The organism is Streptomyces marinisediminis, assembly GCF_026262575.1.
GTDB classification, from domain to species: domain Bacteria; phylum Actinomycetota; class Actinomycetes; order Streptomycetales; family Streptomycetaceae; genus Streptomyces; species Streptomyces marinisediminis.
Genome location: NZ_JAPKFL010000002.1, coordinates 138,037 through 158,254, shown reverse-complemented (window position 1 = coordinate 158,254; position 20,218 = coordinate 138,037). Strand labels below are relative to the sequence as shown.

11 protein-coding genes and 1 pseudogene are annotated in these 20,218 nt (G+C 76.5%); 7 read left to right on the top strand and 5 right to left on the bottom strand.

The genetic code is table 11. The features are described 5' to 3' along the window. The first annotated feature begins 186 nt into the window (after positions 1-186). The gene (locus OSB71_RS02345; protein WP_265943586.1) at positions 187-1,056 is read left to right on the top strand and encodes a class I SAM-dependent methyltransferase; all 870 of its coding nucleotides are present in this window, start codon (positions 187-189) and stop codon (positions 1,054-1,056) included. A gap of 12 nt (positions 1,057-1,068) precedes the next feature. Here OSB71_RS02345 and OSB71_RS02340 read toward each other — a convergent pair whose 3' ends face one another. Beyond that, positions 1,069-2,127: a class I SAM-dependent methyltransferase gene (locus tag OSB71_RS02340; RefSeq protein WP_265943584.1), complete on the bottom strand. Its 1,059-nt coding sequence runs from the start codon at positions 2,125-2,127 to the stop codon at positions 1,069-1,071. A gap of 145 nt (positions 2,128-2,272) precedes the next feature. Between OSB71_RS02340 and OSB71_RS02335 the strand changes: the two genes are divergently transcribed. Then, positions 2,273-8,710: a non-ribosomal peptide synthetase gene (locus OSB71_RS02335; RefSeq protein WP_265943582.1), complete on the top strand. Its 6,438-nt coding sequence runs from the start codon at positions 2,273-2,275 to the stop codon at positions 8,708-8,710. Positions 8,711-8,726: 16 nt separating this feature from the next. Further along, positions 8,727-9,434 carry a thioesterase II family protein gene (locus OSB71_RS02330; protein ID WP_265943580.1) on the top strand — a complete coding sequence of 236 codons (708 nt, stop codon included), beginning with the start codon at positions 8,727-8,729 and terminating at the stop codon, positions 9,432-9,434. 99 nt (positions 9,435-9,533) lie between these two features. Here the strand turns inward: OSB71_RS02330 and OSB71_RS02325 are convergent, their stop codons facing one another. Then, positions 9,534-12,641 carry a glycoside hydrolase family 3 N-terminal domain-containing protein gene (locus OSB71_RS02325; RefSeq protein WP_265943579.1) on the bottom strand — a complete coding sequence of 1,036 codons (3,108 nt, stop codon included), beginning with the start codon at positions 12,639-12,641 and terminating at the stop codon, positions 9,534-9,536. 369 nt (positions 12,642-13,010) lie between these two features. Between OSB71_RS02325 and OSB71_RS02320 the strand changes: the two genes are divergently transcribed. The 4 genes and pseudogenes from OSB71_RS02320 to OSB71_RS02305 all read left to right on the top strand — a co-directional run. Further along, positions 13,011-13,919, top strand: coding sequence for an aldo/keto reductase (locus tag OSB71_RS02320; protein WP_502362172.1), 909 nt, complete (start codon positions 13,011-13,013; stop codon positions 13,917-13,919). A 184-nt stretch (positions 13,920-14,103) separates the two neighbouring features. After that, positions 14,104-15,093 (top strand): sigma-70 family RNA polymerase sigma factor, encoded by a 990-nt coding sequence (locus OSB71_RS02315; RefSeq protein WP_265943577.1) that lies wholly within the window; start codon positions 14,104-14,106, stop codon positions 15,091-15,093. 108 nt (positions 15,094-15,201) lie between these two features. Beyond that, positions 15,202-15,615, top strand: a complete 414-nt coding sequence (locus OSB71_RS02310) for a hypothetical protein (protein ID WP_265943576.1) — start codon at positions 15,202-15,204, stop codon at positions 15,613-15,615. Between the two features lie 302 nt (positions 15,616-15,917). Continuing rightward, positions 15,918-16,343, top strand: a pseudogene (locus tag OSB71_RS02305) (alpha/beta fold hydrolase); the annotation flags it as partial. A gap of 238 nt (positions 16,344-16,581) precedes the next feature. On the opposite strand, the gene OSB71_RS02300 reads toward OSB71_RS02305, so the two are convergent. Genes OSB71_RS02300 through OSB71_RS02290 form a run of 3 tightly spaced genes read right to left on the bottom strand, consistent with a single transcriptional unit; the run spans position 16,582 to position 19,950 of the window. Next, positions 16,582-17,322, bottom strand: a complete 741-nt coding sequence (locus OSB71_RS02300; RefSeq protein WP_265943575.1) for a succinate dehydrogenase/fumarate reductase iron-sulfur subunit — start codon at positions 17,320-17,322, stop codon at positions 16,582-16,584. Then, positions 17,319-19,292 (bottom strand): fumarate reductase/succinate dehydrogenase flavoprotein subunit, encoded by a 1,974-nt coding sequence (locus OSB71_RS02295; protein WP_265943574.1) that lies wholly within the window; start codon positions 19,290-19,292, stop codon positions 17,319-17,321. Before OSB71_RS02295 ends, OSB71_RS02300 begins: the two co-directional genes overlap by 4 nt. Position 19,293: 1 nt before the next feature. Further along, entirely contained in the window at positions 19,294-19,950 is a 657-nt protein-coding gene (locus OSB71_RS02290) for a succinate dehydrogenase cytochrome b subunit (RefSeq protein ID WP_416237178.1), read from the bottom strand. Positions 19,951-20,218: the final 268 nt, after the last annotated feature.

The window sequence follows — 20,218 nt, the reverse complement described above, 5'->3', positions numbered from 1 at the left end:
GGCTCCGGCTGCGGCCCCGGGGCGGCCCGGCTGGAGGAGGGGGCCGAACGGGTGAGGTTTTTTGCCGGGGTGGCAACTTCGGTTGTTGGGGTGGGGGTGGCCGCGCAGGCTCGGTGTGGCGGTCTGCGAGGGGAACCGCGCGGGGGAGAGCAACCGTGAGCAGTGTGAGAAGGGTCAGGACGGCGCATGACGGCACATCGGCACCATGAGGACATCGACTGGGAGGCCATGGCCGACCAACTGGAGCGCGAGGCGGAGCTGTACGCGGACTTCCTCGGGGACGCGGGGGAGTGGCTGCGCAAGCTGCGCGGGGACGACCCGGCCGTGCGCCGGGTGCTCGACGTGGGCAGCGGGCCCGGGGTGGTGAGCTGCCACCTGGCGCGCGCCTTCCCGGACGCGGAGGTCGTCGCCGTCGACCAGGCCGCCGGGCTGCTGGAGCGGGCGCGGCAGCGGGCCGTCGAGCAGCGGCTCGCCGAGCGGGTGCGCACGCAGCGCGCCGAGCTGCCCGAGCAGTTCGGGGAGCTGCCGAAGGCGGACGTGGTGTGGACGAGCCATGCCGTGCACCACATCGGGGACCAGCAGGCGGCGCTGGAGGGGCTGGCGGCGACACTGCGGCCGGGTGGCCTGCTGGCCGTGGTCGAGCGGGGGCTGCCCGCGCGCTACCTGCCCCGGGACATCGGCATCGGCCGCCCGGGGTTGCAGGCCCGGCTCGACGCGGCGAGCGAGGACGGTTTCAACGCCATGCGCGCGGAGCTGCCCGGCACGGTGGCGACGGTGGAGGACTGGCCGGGGCTGCTGACGCGGGCCGGGCTGCGGCCGGCCGGCAGCCGCACCTTCCTCACCGAGCACCCCGCGCCGCTGGAGGAGCGGGCGCGCGCGTACCTGCACACGCGCCTGGCCCGGACGATGGAGCAGAGCGGCGAGCAGCTCGACGCCGAGGACCGCGCCACCGTGGCCCGCCTGCTGGACCCGCAGGACCCGGCCGGGCTGCTGCGCCGGGCCGACGCCTTCTACCTGACGGCCACCACGGTCCACACCGCCCGCGCGGCCGGCTGAGCCGGGGCCGCGCTACTTCGTGGCCACGATCAGCGGCGAGGCGGCCAGGACGTCGAGGGTCTCGACGGTGCGGAACCCGGCCGCCGTCAGCCAGGCGCGGTAGGTGCTGAGGGGGAAGACGTCGCCGTCCGCGGAGAACAGGAGCAGGTCGGTGGCCGCGAAGAGCAGGGGGAGGTCGGGAGCGGTGCGCTCGTCGTTGGGCAGCCAGTCCCCGATGAGCAGCGTGCCGCCCTCGCGCAGCGCGGTGTAGGCCCTGTGCAGCAGCCGAGGCCCCCACTCGGGGCCCTCGGTGTGCACGATGTACCCGAGCGTCACCAGGTCGTAGCCGGTGCCGAAGTCGGTCTCGCGCAGGTCGCCGCAGCGGTGTTCGTAGCGGTCCGCGACGCCGAAGCGCTCGGCGTGGGCACGGGTGACCTCGGAGACCTCGGCGTGGTCGACGGTCGTCACGCGGGCTTCGGGCTGGTCCAGGGCGAAGGCCAGGGACCAGGCGCCGGAGCCCGCGGCGACGTCGAGGATGCGGCGGAAGCCCGCCCGGGTCTCCTCCGGCAGCGCGGCCACGGCCGCCCGGGCCGCGCCGAAGCTCATGGGGAACCAGGCGGAGACCAGGGCGGGGAAGTTCTCCCGGCCGTCCCGCTCCTTCTCCCAGCGCGCGACGGGCCGCCCGGTGCGCGCCACGTCGGTCAGCCGGGGCCACTGCTGCCACAGGGTCCGCGTCTCGCGGCACAGCGCGCCGAGGTAGGACGGTGAGTCGCGCACGAGGTAGCGGCGCGCCGCGGGGGTCAGGGCGTAGCCGGGGCCGTCGTGGGCCGGATCGAGGTAGCCGAGCGCCGTCAGGGCGTCCAGCAGGCGGCGCACGGCGCGGGGGTGGGCGGCCGCCGCGGTGGCGACGTCCTCGGCCGTGCGGGCACCGGCGGCCAGGTGGGAGAAGAGGTCGAGCTCGACGGCGGTGACCAGCACCTGCGTGGCCCGGGGGGCCCACAGGTCGTCGATGATCTGCTCCGGGGTGACGAACGCGCCCGCCTCGTCCACCGTCTCGCCTCCTCGCGGCCCCGTGTCACGTCCCGATGTCACGGCGTGATCATCGATGCCGGTGTCTTGTCCGCTGGTCATCGCTGATGATCGGATCGTTACGATACCCGTCGGCCTGCCGAAGTCACCCGGGGCGCGGGTGCGTTGTCCGGTACGGCGGCCGTACAGACCGACATGGGGATGAGACATGACTGCCAGGACACGGCGTGTTGAGGCTCCACGCGCCCGGAACCTGCTGGACGTCCTGCGCGAGCGCGCCGCGGCGGCCCCGGAGGCGGTGGCCTTCACCTTCCCCGCGTTCGACGAGCGCACCGGCCTGGAACTGCCCGGCACGCGGCTGACCAGGGGCCGGCTCGACGCGCGGGCCCGCGCCGTGGCCGCGGGCCTCCAGGCGGTGGGGGCGGGCCGGGGGCGGGTGTTGCTGCTGCTGCCGCCGGGCCCGGACTTCGTCGGCGCGCTCTTCGGCGGCTTCTACGCGGGCTGCTGCGTCGTCGCCTGCGCACCGCCCAAGGCCGGGGCGACGGACGCAGAAAGGTATCTGCAGATCGGGGCGGACGCCGACGTGGCCGCGGTCGTCGCCCACCGGGACCGGGCCGCCGAGCTGCGCCGTGCCTGGGCGGCCTCCGGGGCCCCCGACGTGCCGTGGCTGGACGTCGACGGACCCGGCGCCGCTCCGGAGGACTGGGCGCCCCCCGTCGTCGACGGCGGCGACCTGGCACTGCTCCAGTACACCTCCGGCTCCACGGGGGCGCCCAAGGGCGTTATGGTCACCCAGGACAACCTCCTGGAGCAGCTCCGCGTCTTCCGCGACCTGGCCGAACTCCCCGACGGCGCCGACGTGGTGACCTGGATGCCCGTCTACCACGCGCTCGGCATCGCCGGGACGGTGACCCTCTCGCAGTTCATCGGCGGCCACTGCACGCTGCTGACCCCGGACGACTTCGTCGCCGAACCCTTCCGCTGGCTCAAGGCCGTCTCCGACGCCACCGGGCCCGTCTTCAGCTGCGGCCCCAACTTCGCCTACGACCGCTGCGTGGAGCGCGTCACGCCCGAGCAGCGCGCCCGGCTCGACCTCAGCCGCTGGCACGCCGCGTTCAACGCCGCCGAGCGCATCCAGCGCCGCACCATCGAGGCGTTCACCGAGACCTTCGCCCCGCACGGCTTCCGCCGCGCCGCGTGGTTCCCCGGCTACGGGCTCACCGAGGTCACCCTCGGCGTCTGCGGGCGCCGCACCCCGCGGCCGTCGGCCCTCACCCTGGACGCGGCGGCGCTCGAAGCCGGGCGCGCCCGGGAGGCCGAGGGCGGCGAGCGCGCCACGGAGCTGGTGGGCTGCGGCGTGCCGCACCCGCGAGTGCGGCTGCGCGTGGTCGACCCGGTCTCCCTCACCGAGTGCGCCGAGGGCGAGGTGGGGGAGGTGTGGCTCGCCGGGACGGTCGTCAACCAGGGCTACTTCCGCCGCCCCGAGCAGACGGCCGAGACCTTCGACGCGCGGCTGGCCGACGGCGACGGACCCTACCTGCGCTCGGGCGACCTGGCGTTCCGGCACGGCGAGGAAATCGTGGTGTGCGGGCGGCTCAAGGAGCTCGTCATCATCCGCGGCCGCAACATCCACCCGCAGGACGTGGAGGCCGCCGCCCGCCGCGCCCACCCGGCGCTCGCCACGGCTCCGGCCGCCGCGTTCTCCGTCGACGCCGAGGAGGGGGAGCGGCTCGTCCTCGTGCAGTCGGTCACCGGCGTCGCCGAGGCGGAGCTGCCCGCGGTGGCCGCCGCCGCGCGGGCCGCCGTCGCGGCCGAGCAGGAGGTCGAGCCGCACGCCGTCGTCCTCGTCGCGCCCGAGGAGATACCGATGACCGGCAGCGGCAAGATCCGCCGCACCACCTGCCGGCAGGCGTACCTGGACGGCGCGCTCACGGCGCTGTACGCCGCGGGGGCCGCCGGTCCGGGCGGGGGGCGCGCCGACGCGGGCCGGCTGGCGACGGGACCGGAGGCGGGGGCGGTCGCGCGGGTGGCGGGCCAGGGGGAGCCGGGGGCGGCCCCGCTGCGCCAGACGCTGCTCGCGCTGCCCACCGCGCTGCGGCCGCCGGTCCTGGCCGCCGAGGTGCGGCGCCGCATCGCCCTGGCCCTGGGGACCGGACCGGACGCCGTGCCGCAGGACCAGCCGCTGGTGCGCCTGGGCCTGGAGTCCCTGCGCACCGTCGAGCTGCGCCACGCGCTCGCCCGCGACTTCCGTGTCGCCCTGCCGCTGGCCGAGTTCCTGCGCGGCACCGTCGAGGACGTGGCCGCCCGCATCGCGGCGGAGCTGGCGGGCCCCGCCGGACACACCGGTCACGCCGGTCACGCCGGACACGTCCGTCCCGCCGGACACACGGACGCCGACCCCGGCCCCGGCTCCGCGCCCGGCGCCGCGCCCGGACCCGGCGACGGGTCCGCGTCAGGCGCGTCCGGCGCCGCGGCCCGGCCCGCGCCGACGTCCGACCCGGCCGCCCGGTACGAGCCGTTCCCGCTCACCGAGCTCCAGCACGCCTACTTCGTCGGCCGCGGCGGCGGCTACGAGCTCGGCTCCACCTCCATCTACCTCTACACCGAGTACGACACCGTCGGCCTGGACCTGGCCCGGCTGCGCCGGGCGCTGAACGCCCTGGTCCGGCGGCACGACATGCTGCGGGCCCAGGTGGGCTCCGACGGCACGCAGCGGGTCCTGCCCGACGTCGGCGAGGTGCCCGTCACCGAGTACGACCTGCGCGCGGCCCCCGCCGAACGCCGCGAGGCCCACCTGCGCGAGCTGCGCGAGCGGTTGAGCCACCAGGTGCTGCCGCTGGACTCCTGGCCGCTGTTCGACGTCCGCGTCACCTGGACGGAGGGCGCCCGCGCCCGGGTGCACGTGGGCATCGACCTGCTCGTCGCCGACGTCGCCAGCGTCCGCCTGTTCTTCCTCGAACTCGGTGACCTCTACGCCGATCCCGACGCGCCCCTGCCCGCGCTGCCCGTGTCCTTCCGCGACCACGTGCTCGCGGCCGAGCGCCTGCGCGAGAGCGACGCCCACGCCCAGGCCCGCGCCTACTGGCGGCGCCGCGCCGAGACGCTGCCGCCCAACCCCCGGCTGCCGCTGCGCCCCCGCGCCGCGTCCGACGGTCCGGTGCGCCGTACCCGGCGCGCGGCCCGGCTGGAGGCCGCCGCCTGGGCCCGGGTGCGCGAGCGCGCCGCCGCGCGCGGCCTGACCCCCTCGGCCGTCCAGCTCGCCGCGTACGCCACGGTGCTCGGCACCTGGTCCCGCGACGGCCACTTCACCCTGGACGTGCCGCTGTTCAACCGGCACCCGCCGCACCCGGGCATCGAGGGGGTCATCGGCGACTTCACCACCGTCACCCTGCTGGAAGTGGACCTGCGTCCCGGCGGCGGGTTCACGGCGCTGGCCGAGCGCCTCCAGCGGCAGTTGTGGCAGGACCTGGAGCACCGGCAGGTCAGCGGCGTGGCGGTCATGCGCGAGATCGCCCGGCACCGCGGCCTGCCCGCGACCGACTTCGCCTCCGTGGTGTTCGCCAGCGCCCGCGAACAGGGCCGCGACCAGGAGTTCGCCCAGGGCGAGCTGGGCGCGCGCTGGCTGGGGGAGACCGTCTACGCCGTCTCCCAGACGCCGCAGGTACTCCTTGACCACCAGGTGTACGAGGACCGCGGCGCGCTCTCCTACAACTGGGACGCCGCCGAGGAGCTGTTCCGGCCGGGGACGCTGGACGCCATGTTCGACGCCTACACGCGTCTGCTGGGCGCCCTGGCGGCCGAGGACGAGGCCGCGTGGGGGCCGGACGGCACCGACGTGCTGCCCGAGGCGGACCGGGCCCTGCTGGCCGCCGCCAACGACACCGCGGGGCCGGTGCCCGAGGGGCTGCTGTGCAGCGGGTTCGTCGCGCGGGCCACCGCCCACCCCGAGCGCACCGCCGTCGTCGCGGCGGGCCGGACGCTGACCTACGGCACCCTGCACCGGCGGGCCTGCCGGCTGGCCCGCCGGCTGCGCGCGGCGGGCGCCGCACCGGGGCGGCTCGTCGCCGTCGGACTGGGCAAGGGGGCCGAGCAGGTCGTCGCCGTGCTCGCCGCGCACCTCGCGGGGGCCGCGTACCTGCCCGTCGACCCGGACCTGCCGCCCGCCCGGCAGCGCCGGCTGCTGGAGCACTCCGGCGCCCCGCTGCTGCTGACGCCGCCGACGGGCCCGGGGTGCGAGCCGCCGCCGGGCGTCACCGTGCTGACCGTGGACCCGCGCGCCGGGGAGGCGGTGAGCGACGCGCCGCTGGAGCCGGTGGCCACGCCCGCCGACCTGGCCTACGTGCTCTACACCTCCGGCTCGACGGGCACCCCCAAGGGCGTCGCCGTCTCGCACCGGGCCGCCCTGGGCACCGTCGCCGACTTCGCCGAGCGGTGCGCGCTGGGCCCGGCGGACCGGGTGCTGGCGCTGTCCGCGCTCGGCTTCGACCTCTCCGTCGCCGACCTCTTCGGCGTGCTCGGCGCGGGCGGCACCGTCGTACTCCCCGAACCGGAGGCGGGCGCCGACCCGGCGCGCTGGCTGGAGCTGCTCGCCGAGCACCGGGTGAGCGTGTGGAACTCGGTGCCCGCGCTGCTCCAGATGCTCGTCGACCACGTGGGCACCGGCGTGCCGCACCCGGGGCTCGCGCACCTGCGGCACGTGTGGCTGTCCGGCGACTGGGTGCCCGTCGACCTGCCGGGACGGCTGCGCGCGCTCGCCCCGGACGCGCGCGTCACCGCCGCGGGCGGCGCCACGGAGGCGGCCATCTGGTCCGTCGCCCACGAGGTGGTGCCCGCCGACGCCGGACGCGACACCGTCCCGTACGGCACCGCCCTGCGCAACCAGCGCGCCGACGTGCGCAACGACCGGCTGGAGCCCTGCCCGGTCGGGGTCGTCGGGGAGATCTGCATCGGCGGGGCCGGGCTGGCCGAGGGCTACTGGCGCGACCCCGAGCGCACCGCCGCCGCCTTCGTCACCGACCCGCGCACCGGCGAGCGGCTCTACCGCACCGGCGACCTCGGACGCTGGCTGCCGGAGGGCGAGATCGAGATCCTCGGGCGGGAGGACCGGCAGGTCAAGATCCGCGGCCACCGCATCGAGCTGGGCGAGGTGGAGGCCGCCCTGCTGCGGCAGCCGGAGGTGGCCGCGGCCGCCGTGACCGTCGTCGGCGGCGACGACGGCACCGCGCGGCGGCTGGCCGCCGTCGTCGTCCCGGCGGACGCGGACCGGACGCGGCCGGGCGCGGCGGGCGCGGCGCACACGGGCCCGGTGGGCGCCGAGGCGGACGGGGCCGACGCGCAGCCGGACGCCGCCGCTCGGCCGGGCGCCGGGGCGGAGCCGGGCGCCGAGGCGGCGGGCGGGGCCGAGGCCGGGTACCGCGCGTGGTTCGGCGACGTCCTCACCGACCCGCTGGAGCGGCTCGCCTTCACCGCCCGCCGCCCGGGCCTGCGCACCGACCTGCCCGGCCCGGCCCACCCGCTGCCCGGCGCCGAGCCCACCGCCGCCCCGGCCCGCGCCAGCCACCGCGCGTTCGCGCCGCACCCGGTCTCCGTGCACGCCCTGGCCCGCCTGCTGGAGCCGCTGCGCTCCCACGAGGGCGGCTCGGGGCCCCGGTACCGCTACGCCTCGGCGGGCGGCCTCTACCCGGTGCAGACCTACCTCTACCTCGCCCCCGGGCGGGTGGCCGGGCTGGACGGGGGCGTCTACTACCACGATCCGCGCGAGCACCGCCTCGTCGCGGTCACCGGCGGCCCCGTCGTCGAGGCCGCCGTGCACGTCCCCGACAACCGGCGGATGTTCCGCGAGGCCGCGTTCTCCGTCTTCCTCGTCGCCCGGCGCGCCGCCGTCGACCCGCTGTACGGGGCCCGCGCGCGGGACTTCTGCCTGCTGGAGACGGGGCAGATGAGCCAACTGCTGGAGGAGGCCGCGCCCACCGCGGGGCTGGGCATGTGCCAGGTCGGCGTGGTGCGCGCCACCGGCGCGCTGCGCCGCGCACTCGCGCTGGAGAAGGGTGACGAGCTGCTGCACGGCCTGCTCGGCGGCGCGCTCCCGGCCCCGGACGCGACGACGGCGGGCCGGGCCGCACCGGACGCGCGCCCGCTGGCCGAGGTGCTGCGCGAACGGCTGGCCGCCGCGCTGCCCGCCCCGCTCGTCCCCGCCACCTTCACCGAGGTGCCCCGGCTGCCGCTGACCGGGCGCGGCAAGCTGGACCGCCGCGCGCTGACCCGGCTCGCGGCGCGGGCGCCCGCCGGAACGGCCGCCGCGCCCGAGGACCCGGGCGCCCCCGGGGCCGCCGGCGACACCGAGCGCGTCCTGCTGCGCGTGCTCCGCGCCGAGCTGGGGCTCGACGGCCTCACCGTGCACGACCACCTGCCCGACCTGGGGGTGGACTCCGTCGTCATGGTGCGCCTGCACCGGGCGGTCCAGTCGGCGCTGGGGCGCGCCTTCCCGCTGGTCACCATGTTCGAGCAGCCCACCGTCCGCCGGCTGGCCGACCACCTGGCCGAAGCGGACGGCGACGGTGCCCCGCCCGCGGCGGACGGGACCGCCGCCCGGCCGCCCGCCCGCACCCGCAGTGAACGCCGCCGCGCCGCGCGGCGCCAGGCCTAGCGCGACAGGAGCCCCCATGCCACCGACCGAGCCCGCGCTCCGCCTCTTCTGCCTGCCCTACGCGGGCGGCACGGCCCGCGCCTACGCCGACTGGCAGGACGCGCTGCCCGCCGGTATCGAGGTGTGCCCCGTCGAACTCCCCGGCCGGGGCAGGCGCTTCGGCGACCCCGTGCACACCGGGCTCGAACCGCTCGTCGACGACGTCGTGGCCACCGTCGCCGACCGGCTCGACCGCCCGTACGCCCTGTACGGGCACAGCTTCGGCGCCCTCGTGGCGTTCGAGACCGCGCGGCGCCTCCAGGAGCGGGGGCGCCCGCCCGCCCGGCTCGCCGTCGCGGCCTTCCGCTCCCCGGGCACCCCGCCCGCCGACCCGCCGCTGTCGGCCCTGCCCGACGCCGGGTTCCGCCGCTTCCTGGGCGAGCTGGGCGGCACGCCGCGCGAACTCCTGGACGACGACGCCTTCATGGAGCTGATGCTCCCCGTCATCCGGGCCGACTTCCGCATCGCCGAGACCTACGGCGACCGGCCGGACGCCCGGGTGAACTGCCCCCTGACCGCCTTCGGCAGCGCGGACGACCAGCGCTTCGGCCTGCCCGAAGTGCGCGGCTGGACGGCTCACACCACCGCGCGCGCCACCTTCCACCAGGTCCCGGGCGGCCACTTCTTCCTGCACAGCCACCGCGACCGGCTTCTGGAGCTCCTCGCCGCCGAACTCACCCGCTGACCGGCGCGCGGCCCCGCCCCGTTCCCCGCCCCGCACGCCCCGGCCCCGGGACGCGCCGGAGCCGCCGCCGCGGGGCGGGGGCTCCGGTCGCCGGTGGGTTCAGCCCGCGGCGCGGTGCGCGGCGAGGTAGCCGGTCATGGCCTCGGTGAGCCGGCCGCGCAGCAGGTGCCGGTCGGCCTCGGCGAACGGGGCCGCCACCCGCGCGGTGATGTCCTGGCCCACGTGCGCCTGGACGATCGCGCGGGCCTGCGCGGCCATGCGGTGCGCGGTCCGCGAGTCGGCTCCGGCGACCCTCTCCACGGCCGGCGCCGCCAGCCGCAGCAGCTTCAGCGCCAGCGCCCCCGCCCGGCCCGTCAGCGGGCGCTCGTCCGTCGTCAGGCCCCAGCCGAACGGGTACTGCGGGGCGTACCGGGCGTCGCCGACGTTGATCGGCACCTGTGCCGCGGACTTCGGCCACGTCACCGGGAGCCGCCCGGTGAAGGGCCGCTCGCCGTACAGCACGTCCGCGACGCCGCCGCCCTCGGTGCCCGGCAGCCAGGAGGCCACCAGCGCGTCGATGGCGCCGAGCCGGTCGCCCAGGAGCTGCGGGCGGCCGGAGACGATCAGGACGGCGCACTCCATGGCCGCGCACACGGTGTCCACGGCCGCCCGGTCGGCCTCGGACAGCTCCAGGTCGTGCCCGTTGCCGACGTCGCCGACGCCTTCCGCGTACGGCGTCTCGCCGACGACGACCACGCCCACCTCGTGGCCCTCGGTCGGCGCCGAGGCGTCGCGCGAGTAGGTGACCGACTCCGCTCCGGCCGCCTCGCGCATGCCCTCCAGGATGGTGGTGCCCGGCGTCGTCTCCCCCGAGGCGCCCTGCCAGGTGATGGTCCAGCCGCCGGACTGGTTGCCGATGTCGTCGGCGTTGGACCCGGCGACGTACACCTTCCGCGAGGGGTCGAGCGGCAGCAGGCCGCCCTCGTTCTTCAGCAGCACCTGGGAGGCGGCCACCGCCTCGCGCGCCACCGCGCGGTGCTCGGCGGAGCCGACGCGGTCCAGGTGGGCGGGGTCGGCGTAGGGCCGCTCGAACAGGCCGAGCCGGAACTTCTGGGCGAGGATGCGCGCCACGGCGTCGTCGACCCGCTCCGCGGGGACACGGCCCGCCCTGACCTCCGCCACGAGGGTGGCGTGGAAGTCCCGGTAGGCGGTGGGGACCATCACCATGTCGACGCCCGCGTTGACGGAGGTGCGCACGTCGCTCGGGTAGTCGCCGGGGATCTGGTCGATGGCCTGCCAGTCGCTGATCACGAAGCCCTCGAACCCCATGCCGTCCTTGAGCACGCCGTTGATCATCTCGTCGTGCGCGTGCATCTTGACCGGCCCGGCGTCGTCGTCGGTGAGGTCCAGCGACGAGTAGGACGGCATCACGCTGCCGACGCCCCGCTCCACCGCGTCCTCGAACGGCGCGAGGTGCACGGCCGCCAGCTCCTCGCGGCTGATCCGCGTCACGCCCTGGTCGATGGTGTAGTCGCCGGTGGTCGAGGAGCCGTACTCGGTGCCGCCGTCGCCGACGTAGTGCTTCGCGGTGGCCAGCACCCGGTCGTCCGCGTCCAGCGCGGAGCCGTCGGCCGGGCCCTGGAGGCCCCGGACGACCGTGTTCATCGCGGTGACCAGCGCGGGATCCTCGCCGAACGACTCGTACCCGCGGCCCCAGCGCTCGTCGCGCGTCACGCACAGGCAGGGCGAGAAGTTCCACGGCACGCCCGTCGCGCGGACCTCGGCGGCGGTGACCTCGCCGGTGCGCTCGGCCAGCTCGGGGTCGCGCCCCGCGCCGAGGCCGATGTTGTGCGGCATGATCGTCGCCCCGACGACGTTGTTGTGGCCGTGCACGGCGTCGACGCCGTAGAGCAACGGGATCTGGAGGCGGCTCGCCCGGGTGCGGAGCTGGAAGCCGTCGACCATCCGCGCCCACGCCTCGGCGGTGTTGGGCGTGGGCACGGAACCGCCGCCGGAGAGCAGCGAGCCCAGGTCGTAGGCGGCGATGTCGCCCGGGGTGCGCAGGGCGCCGCGCTCGGCCTGGGTCATCTGCCCCGCCTTCTCCGCCGGCGTCATGCGGCCCAGCAGGTCCGCGACGCGTTCGGCCACCGGCAGCCGGGCGTCCAGGTAGGGCAGGCCGTGCGCGTTGACGACGACGCGCGGCTCCTCGGCGGGCGCGGCGGCGCCGGCGACGTCGAGCGTGAGCGGTACCGTCTCGGCCGCTTCCGCGTCCGCGTCCCGCAGGGTGGCGACGGACACCGTGCGGGTGGCGCCGGACTCCGTGCCCGCCGGGAAGGTCAGCGTGCCGGAGGAGGCGGTGTAGTCCTCGCCCGGGGTGGCGGTGCCGTCCCCGGTCGCGTAGCCGACGGTCACCGGGGCGGCGAGCGGCTCCGCGCCGGTGGTGGCGACGGTGACCGCCACGCGCGCCGTGCCGCCCTCGTCCACCGGGTGCACGGCGTCCACGGTGACCCGCGCGGTGCGCGTCGGGTCGGGCGTGCCGTACAGCTCGACGCCGTCCATCGCGAACGTGCCGGCCCGCCCGGTGGGCAGGGTCACCGCGTAGCCCCACACCTGGGAGAGCCCCAGCACCTGGTCGATGCCGCCGACGGGCTGGTGGTCGGTGCGGTAGGTGAACCGGCTGAACGGCAGCTCCACCAGCCGCCAGCCCTGCCAGTCGTCGGTGAAGGACGCCGTCCACAGCTCGGACGCCTCGCCGTGCGCGCCTCCGTCCTTGATCTCGACCTGGACGCGGGGGCCGGGCCCGGGCGGCAGCGGCGCGGTGTCCTGGGTGTGCTGGGTGTTCTGCCCGTACCACCACAGGCGCAGACCCCGGTGCGCGCTCCAGTCGTGCGGGGGTTCGGCCTCGGCGAAGTTGTGGCTGAAGCCCCCGTAGCCGCTGATGTCGTAGCGCCCTTCGAGCACGCTGTCGCCCTCGGGCGCGTCGGCACGGGCGACGAGGTCGAGCGCGGGGTGGTCGTCGGCGTCGCCGCCCCAGGTGAACAGGCCGCCGTCGGGCGGTCCGGCGAAGGGCACCTCGCCCTCGAACCGGTCCACCGGCACCGGGTCCGGCTCCGCGGCGGCGGACGGCCCCGCGGTGGTGAAGGGCAGCAGCCCCGCGAGGACCGCGACGGAGGCGAGCAGGGCGGTTCTGCGCCGCCCCACCCGTCGTTTCCTGTATGTCCTGGGCATGACATTCCCTTCGTTGGGAGCGCTCACACGGGTCTCGGCGGAGTTAACTGGGCGGTGGGTATGCCGTCAAGGCTTCACGCCAGAACTGGCGCCGGATCAACTCGTATGGCGTGCCCACGCCTTCTGTGTTCACCTTCCGAACGCGGCGGCCCCGGGTCGGCGGGCGCCGCCCGCACCCCTTGAGACGGCGGCGGCCGTGCGGGTGTGCGATCGTTGCGGGCCATGAGCACACCCGACGCGCCCGACACGGGCGCCCCGTCCGCCCCGCCCGGCGCCTCCGCGGCGGGCGCCTCCGCGTCCGGTCCGGCCGCCGCGTCCGGCGCCGTGCGCGACCCGGCCGGGGCGCGGGAGCGGGTGCTGTACGGCTGCATGGGTCTGGGCGGCGCCTGGGACACCACGCCCTACGGACCCGCCGACATCGACCACGCCGAGGCCGCGATCAGCGCCGCGCTCGACAGCGGGATCACCGCCTTCGACCACGCCGACATCTACCGCCACGGCAAGGCGGAGGCCGTCTTCGGCGAGGTCCTGGCCCGGGCGCCGGGGCTGCGCGAGCGCGTCACCGTGCAGACCAAGTGCGGCATCCGCCCGCCCGAACCGGGCCGACCCGGCCAATACGACCTGCGCGGCGCCACCATCGTGCGGCGCGTCGAGGAAAGCCTCACCCGGCTGCGCACCGACGCCGTCGACGTGCTGCTGCTGCACCGCCCGGACCCCCTGGCCGACCCGGCCGACGTCGCCGCCGCGCTGCACACGCTGCACCGCCAGGGACTGGTGCGGCGCTTCGGCGTCTCCAACATGAGCGGGCCGCAGATCGCGCTCCTCCAGGCGCACCTGGACGTGCCGCTCGTCGCCAACCAGCTCGAACTGAGCCTGCACCGGCGGGACTGGCTGGAGTCCGGGGTGCTGGTCAACACCCCGGCCGCCGCCGAGGTGGGCTTCCCGCACGGCACGGTCGAGCACTGCGTGGCGCACGGCCTGCGGCTCCAGGCGTGGGGCGCGCTCGCCCAGGGCCGCTTCACCGGTCGGCCCGGCACGCCGTCCGAGGAGGCCACGGCGCGCCTGGTCACCGCGTTGGCCGAGCGCAAGGGGACGACCCCGGAGGCGATCGTCCTGTGGTGGCTCCAGCGCCACCCCGCGCGCATCGCCCCCGTGGTCGGCACCGCCCGCCCCGAGCGCGTCCGCGCCTGCGCGGACGCCGCACTCCGAGAGCCCGACCTCACCCACGAGGAGTGGTACGCGCTGTGGACCACCGCCCGGGGCGCACCGCTGCCGTAGCCGACGTCCACCGCGGTCGGCGTCGCCATCGCTCTCGCCGCCGCGGTAGCTCGTCGCGGTGCCCGGGTCCGCTGCCCGGGTCCGGGCGCCGGGGAGGGGGCCCCGTCGCCGGGAAGCCGTTGTCAGTGCCTTCTGCGAGGATGGCCGACAGGCGGAAAGGCTTGGGCGACGGGAGGGCGACGCCATGGCAGAACACCAGGTCAGCGAGGATTTCCCCCGGCTGGCGGACCCGTTCAGGCGCGAGCTGCTCGCGCACTGCTACCGCATGCTGGGCTCGGTGCACGACGCCGAGGACTTGGTGCAGGAGACGTACCTGCGCGCCTGGCGGGCGTACGAGAAGTTCGAGGGCCGCTCCTCCATGCGGACGTGGCTGCACCGCATCGCCACGAACACCTGTCTGGACGCGCTGGAGAGCCGCGCCAGGCGCCCGCTGCCCACCGGCCTCGGCGCGCCGAGCGCGGACCCGGGCGACGAGCTGGTGGAGCGGCGCGAGGTGCCGTGGCTGGAGCCGGTCCCGGACGCCCTGGTCGGCGCGGCCGGGGCGGACCCGGCGTCCGTCGTCACCGGGCGGGAGAGCATCCGGCTGGCGTTCGTCGCGGCCTTGCAGCACCTGCCGCCCAAGCAGCGCGCCGTCCTGCTGCTGCGGGAGGTGCTCAAGTGGCGCGCGGCGGAGGTCGCCGAGCTGCTGGACACCTCGGTCGCCTCGGTCAACAGCGCGCTCCAGCGGGCCCGGGCCCAGCTCAGGCAGACGGCGCCGACGGAGGACACCGTCGTGGAGCCCACCGCGGCGGAGCAGCGCGAGCTGCTCGACCGCTACGTGGCCGCCTTCGAGGTCAAGGACGTGGCGGAGATCGTCAAGCTGTTCAGCCAGGAGGCCGTCTGGGAGATGCCGCCGTTCACCGGCTGGTACCAGGGCCCGGCCGTCATAGGCGAGCTCATCGACACCCGCTGCCCCGGCGGCCCCGGCGACATGCGCCTGGTGGCCACGCGGATGAACGGGCAGCCGGCCTTCGGGCTCTACATGCGCGGGGAGGACGGCACGTACCGGCCCTTCCACCTCCAGGTGCTCACGCTCACCGGGGCGGGCGTCTCGCACGTCGCCGCGTTCTTCGGGCCGAAGCTGTTCGCCACCGCCGGGCTGCCCGAGTACCTGCCCGCCCGCCCCACGGACTGACCCGCCCCACCGGCTGCCCGGGCCCTGCTGACGGGCGGACCACACCGACGGACGGCCCGCACCGCCAGACCGCCCGACGCATCGACCGACCGACGAAAGGCCGCCGCCGTGGACGCCAAGCTGCTGAGGCTCGTCGGGGCCGCGACCGCCGCCTACGGGCTGCTGGTCACCGCGCGCCCCCAACTTCTCGCCCGCCCCTCCGGCCTGGTGGACGCCACCGGCCACACCGCTCCGGCGACGGCGATCGCACTGACCCCGCTGGCCTGGCGGGACGCCGCCAGCGGGCTCGCGATGCTGGCGGCGCCGGGTGACGCGGCCCTGCGCACGGCGGCCGTGCTGCGCGCCGCGGCGGACTTCGGGGACGCCGTGCTGCTCGGCAGCACCCTCCCCGGCCGCACCCGGCGCTGGGGCGCGGTCGCCGTCTCCGTGGGCTGGGGCACCCTGACCGTCGCGGGGCTGCTGCGCCGCGCGCCGGACCGGCCCCTTGCCGACCACCCAGCAAAGGACGCCCCGCTCCCGTGAGGGGCGCCGGGCCCGGCCCGGAGCGTGCGGGGCCCGCATTCCGGGGTAGGCGGCCCGCGGCTGCTCCGGGCAGACGGCCCCCGGCGGCCGGAGCTGCCGCGACCGCACCGGCCCGAGGCTCCGCTTCCGTGCCGCCCCACCGGGTCGGCACCGTCGCAGAAGGCAGGCATCCGCACGTGGACGACCCCCGTTACGCCCTCTACACCTCCCCGCCCAGGCCCGGGGCGCTCGTGCTGTTCCTGCACGGCGGCCGGTCCGAGGCGCTGGAGGCACCGCCCTGGCCCAACCTGCCGGGGCTGCGGATGCGTCCGTTCGTCCGCGCGGTGGCCCGTGCCTGCGCGGACGTGCGGCCGGCCGTGGCGCAGGTCCGCTACCGGCACCGGGGCTGGAACGGGGAGCGGGCCGACGCCGCGCGGGACGCCGGGGCGGCGCTCGCGTCGCTGGTGGAGCGGCTGGGCCCGGTGCCGGTCGTGCTCGTCGGCCACTCGATGGGCGGCCGGGCCGCCCTGCGCCTCGCGGCCCACCCGGGCGTGCGCGGCGTCGTCGGCCTGGCGCCGTGGTGTCCGGCCGGGGAGCCGGTCGAACACCTGGCCGACCGGCGGCTGGTCCTGCTGCACGACGCGGGCGACCGCGTGACCGACCCGGGCGGCACCTGGTCCCTCGTGGCGCGCGCCCGGGACGCCGGGGCCTCCGCCTGCGGCGTCGTCCTGACCGGCAGCGACCACGCGATGCTGCGCCGGGCGGGCCTGTGGCACACGCTGGCCACCGCGGTGACGCGCGGCCTGCTCGTACCAGAGGCGATGCCGCCCGCGGTCACCGCCGCGCTCACCGCCCCCGCCGCGACGGCGCCCGGCCCGCTCGCCGCGAGCGACGCCCTGCGCGCGAACACCCCACCCCCCGCCCGCCCCCACCCACCTCCCCCTGACCCACGCGCCCCCCGGCGAGGTCCGCTCGCGGGCGCGGGGTTCAGGGGCGGCGGGTGGCGCGGAGGTAGGCGCGGTTCATCGCGGCGATGGTGGGGAGCGGGATGCCCGCCGGGCAGGCGCGTGCGCACTCTCCGGCGCTGGTGCAGCCGCCGAAGCCCTCGGCGTCCATCGCGGAGACCATGGACAGCACCCGACGGTCCGCCTCGGGAGCGCCCTGCGGCAGCGTGTTCAGGTGGTTGACCTTGGCGGCCGTGAACAGCGCCGCCGAACCGTTCGGGCAGGCCGCCACGCACGCCCCGCAGCCGATGCAGGCCGCGTCCGCGAAGGCCCGCTCCGCGTCGGCGGCCGGGACGGGCGTGGCGTGGGCCTCGGGCGCGCTGCCGGTGGGCGCGGTGACGTAGCCGCCGGCGCCGATGACGCGGTCGAGCGCGGAGCGGTCCACGACGAGGTCCTTGACGACGGGGAACGCCGCCGCCCGCCACGGCTCGACGTCGACCACCTCGCCGTCGGCGAAGGAGCGCAGGTGGAGCTGGCAGGCCGTGGTGGGCTCGGGCCCGTGCGCCCGGCCGTTCACGACCATGCCGCAGGCGCCGCAGATGCCCTCCCGGCAGTCGTGGTCGAAGGCGACGGGCTCCTCGCCGCCCAGCGCGAGGCGCTCGTTGAGCACGTCCAGCAGTTCCAGGAACGACATGTCCGCGCTGAGGCCGTCGACCTCGTACTCGGCCAGGTGCCCGGGGGCCTCGGGCCCGGACTGGCGCCAGACGCGCAGGGTGAGCCTCATGTGTAACTCCGCTGGGTGGGGTGGACGTGCTCGAAGGTCAGCTCCTCGCGGTGGAGGACGGGGGCGCGGCCGGTGCCGGTGAACTCCCAGGCGGCGACGTAGGCGAACTCCGCGTCGCGGCGGGCCGCCTCGCCGTGCGGTGTCTGGCTCTCGACCCGGAAGTGCCCGCCGCAGGACTCGGTGCGGTGCAGCGCGTCCAGGCACATCAGCTCGGCCAGCTCCAGGTGGTCGGCGACACGCCCGGCCCGCTCCAGTGCCTGGTTGAGCGCGGTGCCGCTGCCGGGCACCCGCACCCGGCGCCAGAACTCCGCGCGCAGCGCGGGGATGCGCTCCAGCGCGCGGCGCAGCCCGTCGGCGTCGCGGGCCATGCCGCACGTGTCCCACAGCAGCGCGCCCAGTTCGCGGTGGAAGGAGTCGGCCGTGCGGTCGCCGTTGTTGGACAGCAGCGCGTACTGCCGGTCGGTGACGGCGAACACGGCGTCGTGGACGGCCGGGTGGTCGGCGTCCACCGCCCACGAGGCGTCGCGCGGCAGCCGGGCCAGGTAGTCGCCGAGCGCGGGCGGCAGGACGAAGTAGCCGTCGGCCAGGCCCTGCATGAGCGCGGAGGCGCCGAGCCGGTTGGCGCCGTGGTCGGAGAAGTTGGCCTCCCCGATGGCGAACAGGCCCGGCACGGTGGTCTGGAGGTCGTAGTCCACCCACAGCCCGCCCATCGTGTAGTGGATGGCCGGGTAGATGCGCATCGGCACCCGGTAGGGGTCCTCGGCGGTGATGCGCTGGTACATCTCGAAGAGGTTGCCGTACCGGCGGGTGACGGCCTCGCGGCCCAGGCGGGCGATGGCGTCGGCGAAGTCGAGGTAGACGCCCTGCCCGCCGGGGCCGACGCCGCGGCCCTCGTCGCAGACGTTCTTCGCGGCCCGGGAGGCGATGTCGCGCGGGACGAGGTTGCCGAACGCGGGGTAGAGGCGTTCGAGGTAGTAGTCGCGTTCGTCCTGCGGTATGCGGTCCGGCGGGCGGGTGTCGCCCGCGGCCCTGGGTACCCAGATCCGGCCGTCGTTGCGCAGCGACTCGCTCATCAGGGTGAGCTTGGACTGGTGGTCGCCGGAGCGCGGGATGCAGGTCGGGTGGATCTGGGTGAAGCAGGGGTTGGCGAAGTACGCGCCGCGCCGGTGCGCGCGCCAGATCGCGGTGGCGTTGGAGTTCTTGGCGTTGGTGGACAGGTGGAAGGCGTTGCCGTAGCCGCCGGTGGCCAGGACGACGGCGTCCGCGAGGTAGGTGTCGACGCGCCCGGTCACCAGGTCGCGGGCGACGATGCCCCGGGCCCGGCCGTCCACCACGACGAGGTCCAGCATCTCGGTGCGCGCGTGCATCGTGACGTTGCCGGCGGCGATCTGGCGCGCGAGGGCCTGGTACGCGCCCAGCAGCAACTGCTGCCCGGTCTGCCCGCGCGCGTAGAAGGTGCGCGAGACCTGGACGCCGCCGAAGGAGCGGGTGTCCAGCAGGCCGCCGTACTCGCGGGCGAACGGCACGCCCTGGGCGACGCACTGGTCGATGATCTCCACCGACACCTGGGCGAGCCGGTACACGTTGGACTCGCGGGCGCGGAAGTCGCCGCCCTTGACGGTGTCGTGGAACAGCCGCCACACGGAGTCGCCGTCGTTGCGGTAGTTCTTGGCCGCGTTGATGCCGCCCTGCGCGGCGATGGAGTGCGCCCGGCGCGGCGAGTCCTGGTAGCAGAACTGCTCGACGCGGTAGCCCTGCTCGGCCAGCGTCGCACCGGCCGCGCCGCCGGCGAGCCCGGTGCCGACGACGATGACGGTGTGGCGGCGCCTGCCCGCCGGGTTCACCAGCTTGGCCTCGAAGCGCCGCCGGTCCCAGCGCTCGGCGATCGGCCCGCCGGGCGCGGCGGTGTCCACCAGGGGCTCGCCCAGGCGGTAGCGGGCGTAGGGGGGTGTCGGCTCGGCTTGCGGCATGTCAGCTCACCACCTTGGTCATGACGGCGACGGGGACGACGAGGAATCCGGCGGTCAGCGCGAGCGCCAGCCCGGTGCCGGTGGCCCGCAGCGCCCGCTCGGCCCGGGCGCCGGCCAGCCCGAGCGAGCGGGCGGCGGCGAGGAGGCCGTGGCGCACGTGCAGGCCCAGCGCGAGCATGGCGACGCCGTAGACGGCGTTGCCGTACCACGTGCCGAACGTGGCGACGACGTTCTGGTAGGACTGCCCGGGCCGCCCGTGCGGGTTCACCGTGCCGGTCGTCAGGTCCAGCAGGTGCCACACGACGAACAGGGCGAGGATGACGCCGCCCCAGCGCATGGTGCGGGTGGCGTAGTCGGTGCGGGCGCGGCGGTGGGCGTACCGCACCGGGCGGGCGGCCCGGGCGCGCCGGGTGAGCTGGTACGCGGCGACGCCGTGCAGCACCACGGCCGTCAGCAGCCCGGCGCGCAGCAGCCACAGGAACCACCCGTGGTGCAGCACCGGCGCTCCGATCGTGCGCAGCCAGTGCGCGTAGCCGTTGAACTCCTCGGGGCCGAAGAAGATCTTCAGGTTGCCCAGCATGTGCGCCACCAGGTACGCCAGCATGACGGCGCCGGTGACGGCCATGACCGCCTTCTTGCCGACCGTCGAGCGCCACACCAGGCGCACCGGGGAGGGCGGCCGCCCACCCTCGGCGTGCCGTGCCGCGTCCGCCGGCCGTGCTCCGGCCGCCCCGCCTCCGGCCGCCCCGCCTCCGGCCGCTTGCGCCGTCCGCCGCGCCCGTGCCGTCCGCGCGGCCCGTGCCGCTCGCGCTGCCCGTGCCGCCGCCGTCCGTCGCGGGGGCTTCGTCGCCGTTGCCATGCCTGCGACGGTAGGAGCGCCCCGGGTGATCCGTCCAAGACATAGTGTGGCTGATTACCATAGGGTC

Bases quoted from the DNA above. Each gene is read 5' to 3' on its own strand.
- OSB71_RS02295 (WP_265943574.1), bottom strand. From the start codon at position 19,292: ATGCCGCAAGCCGAGCCGACACCCCCCTACGCCCGCTACCGCCTGGGC.
- OSB71_RS02335 (WP_265943582.1), top strand. From the start codon at position 2,273: ATGACTGCCAGGACACGGCGTGTTGAGGCTCCACGCGCCCGGAACCTG.
- OSB71_RS02320 (WP_502362172.1), top strand. From the start codon at position 13,011: ATGGGTCTGGGCGGCGCCTGGGACACCACGCCCTACGGACCCGCCGAC.
- OSB71_RS02345 (WP_265943586.1), top strand. From the start codon at position 187: ATGACGGCACATCGGCACCATGAGGACATCGACTGGGAGGCCATGGCC.
- OSB71_RS02315 (WP_265943577.1), top strand. From the start codon at position 14,104: ATGGCAGAACACCAGGTCAGCGAGGATTTCCCCCGGCTGGCGGACCCG.
- OSB71_RS02300 (WP_265943575.1), bottom strand. From the start codon at position 17,322: ATGAGGCTCACCCTGCGCGTCTGGCGCCAGTCCGGGCCCGAGGCCCCC.
- OSB71_RS02325 (WP_265943579.1), bottom strand. From the start codon at position 12,641: ATGCCCAGGACATACAGGAAACGACGGGTGGGGCGGCGCAGAACCGCC.
- OSB71_RS02330 (WP_265943580.1), top strand. From the start codon at position 8,727: ATGCCACCGACCGAGCCCGCGCTCCGCCTCTTCTGCCTGCCCTACGCG.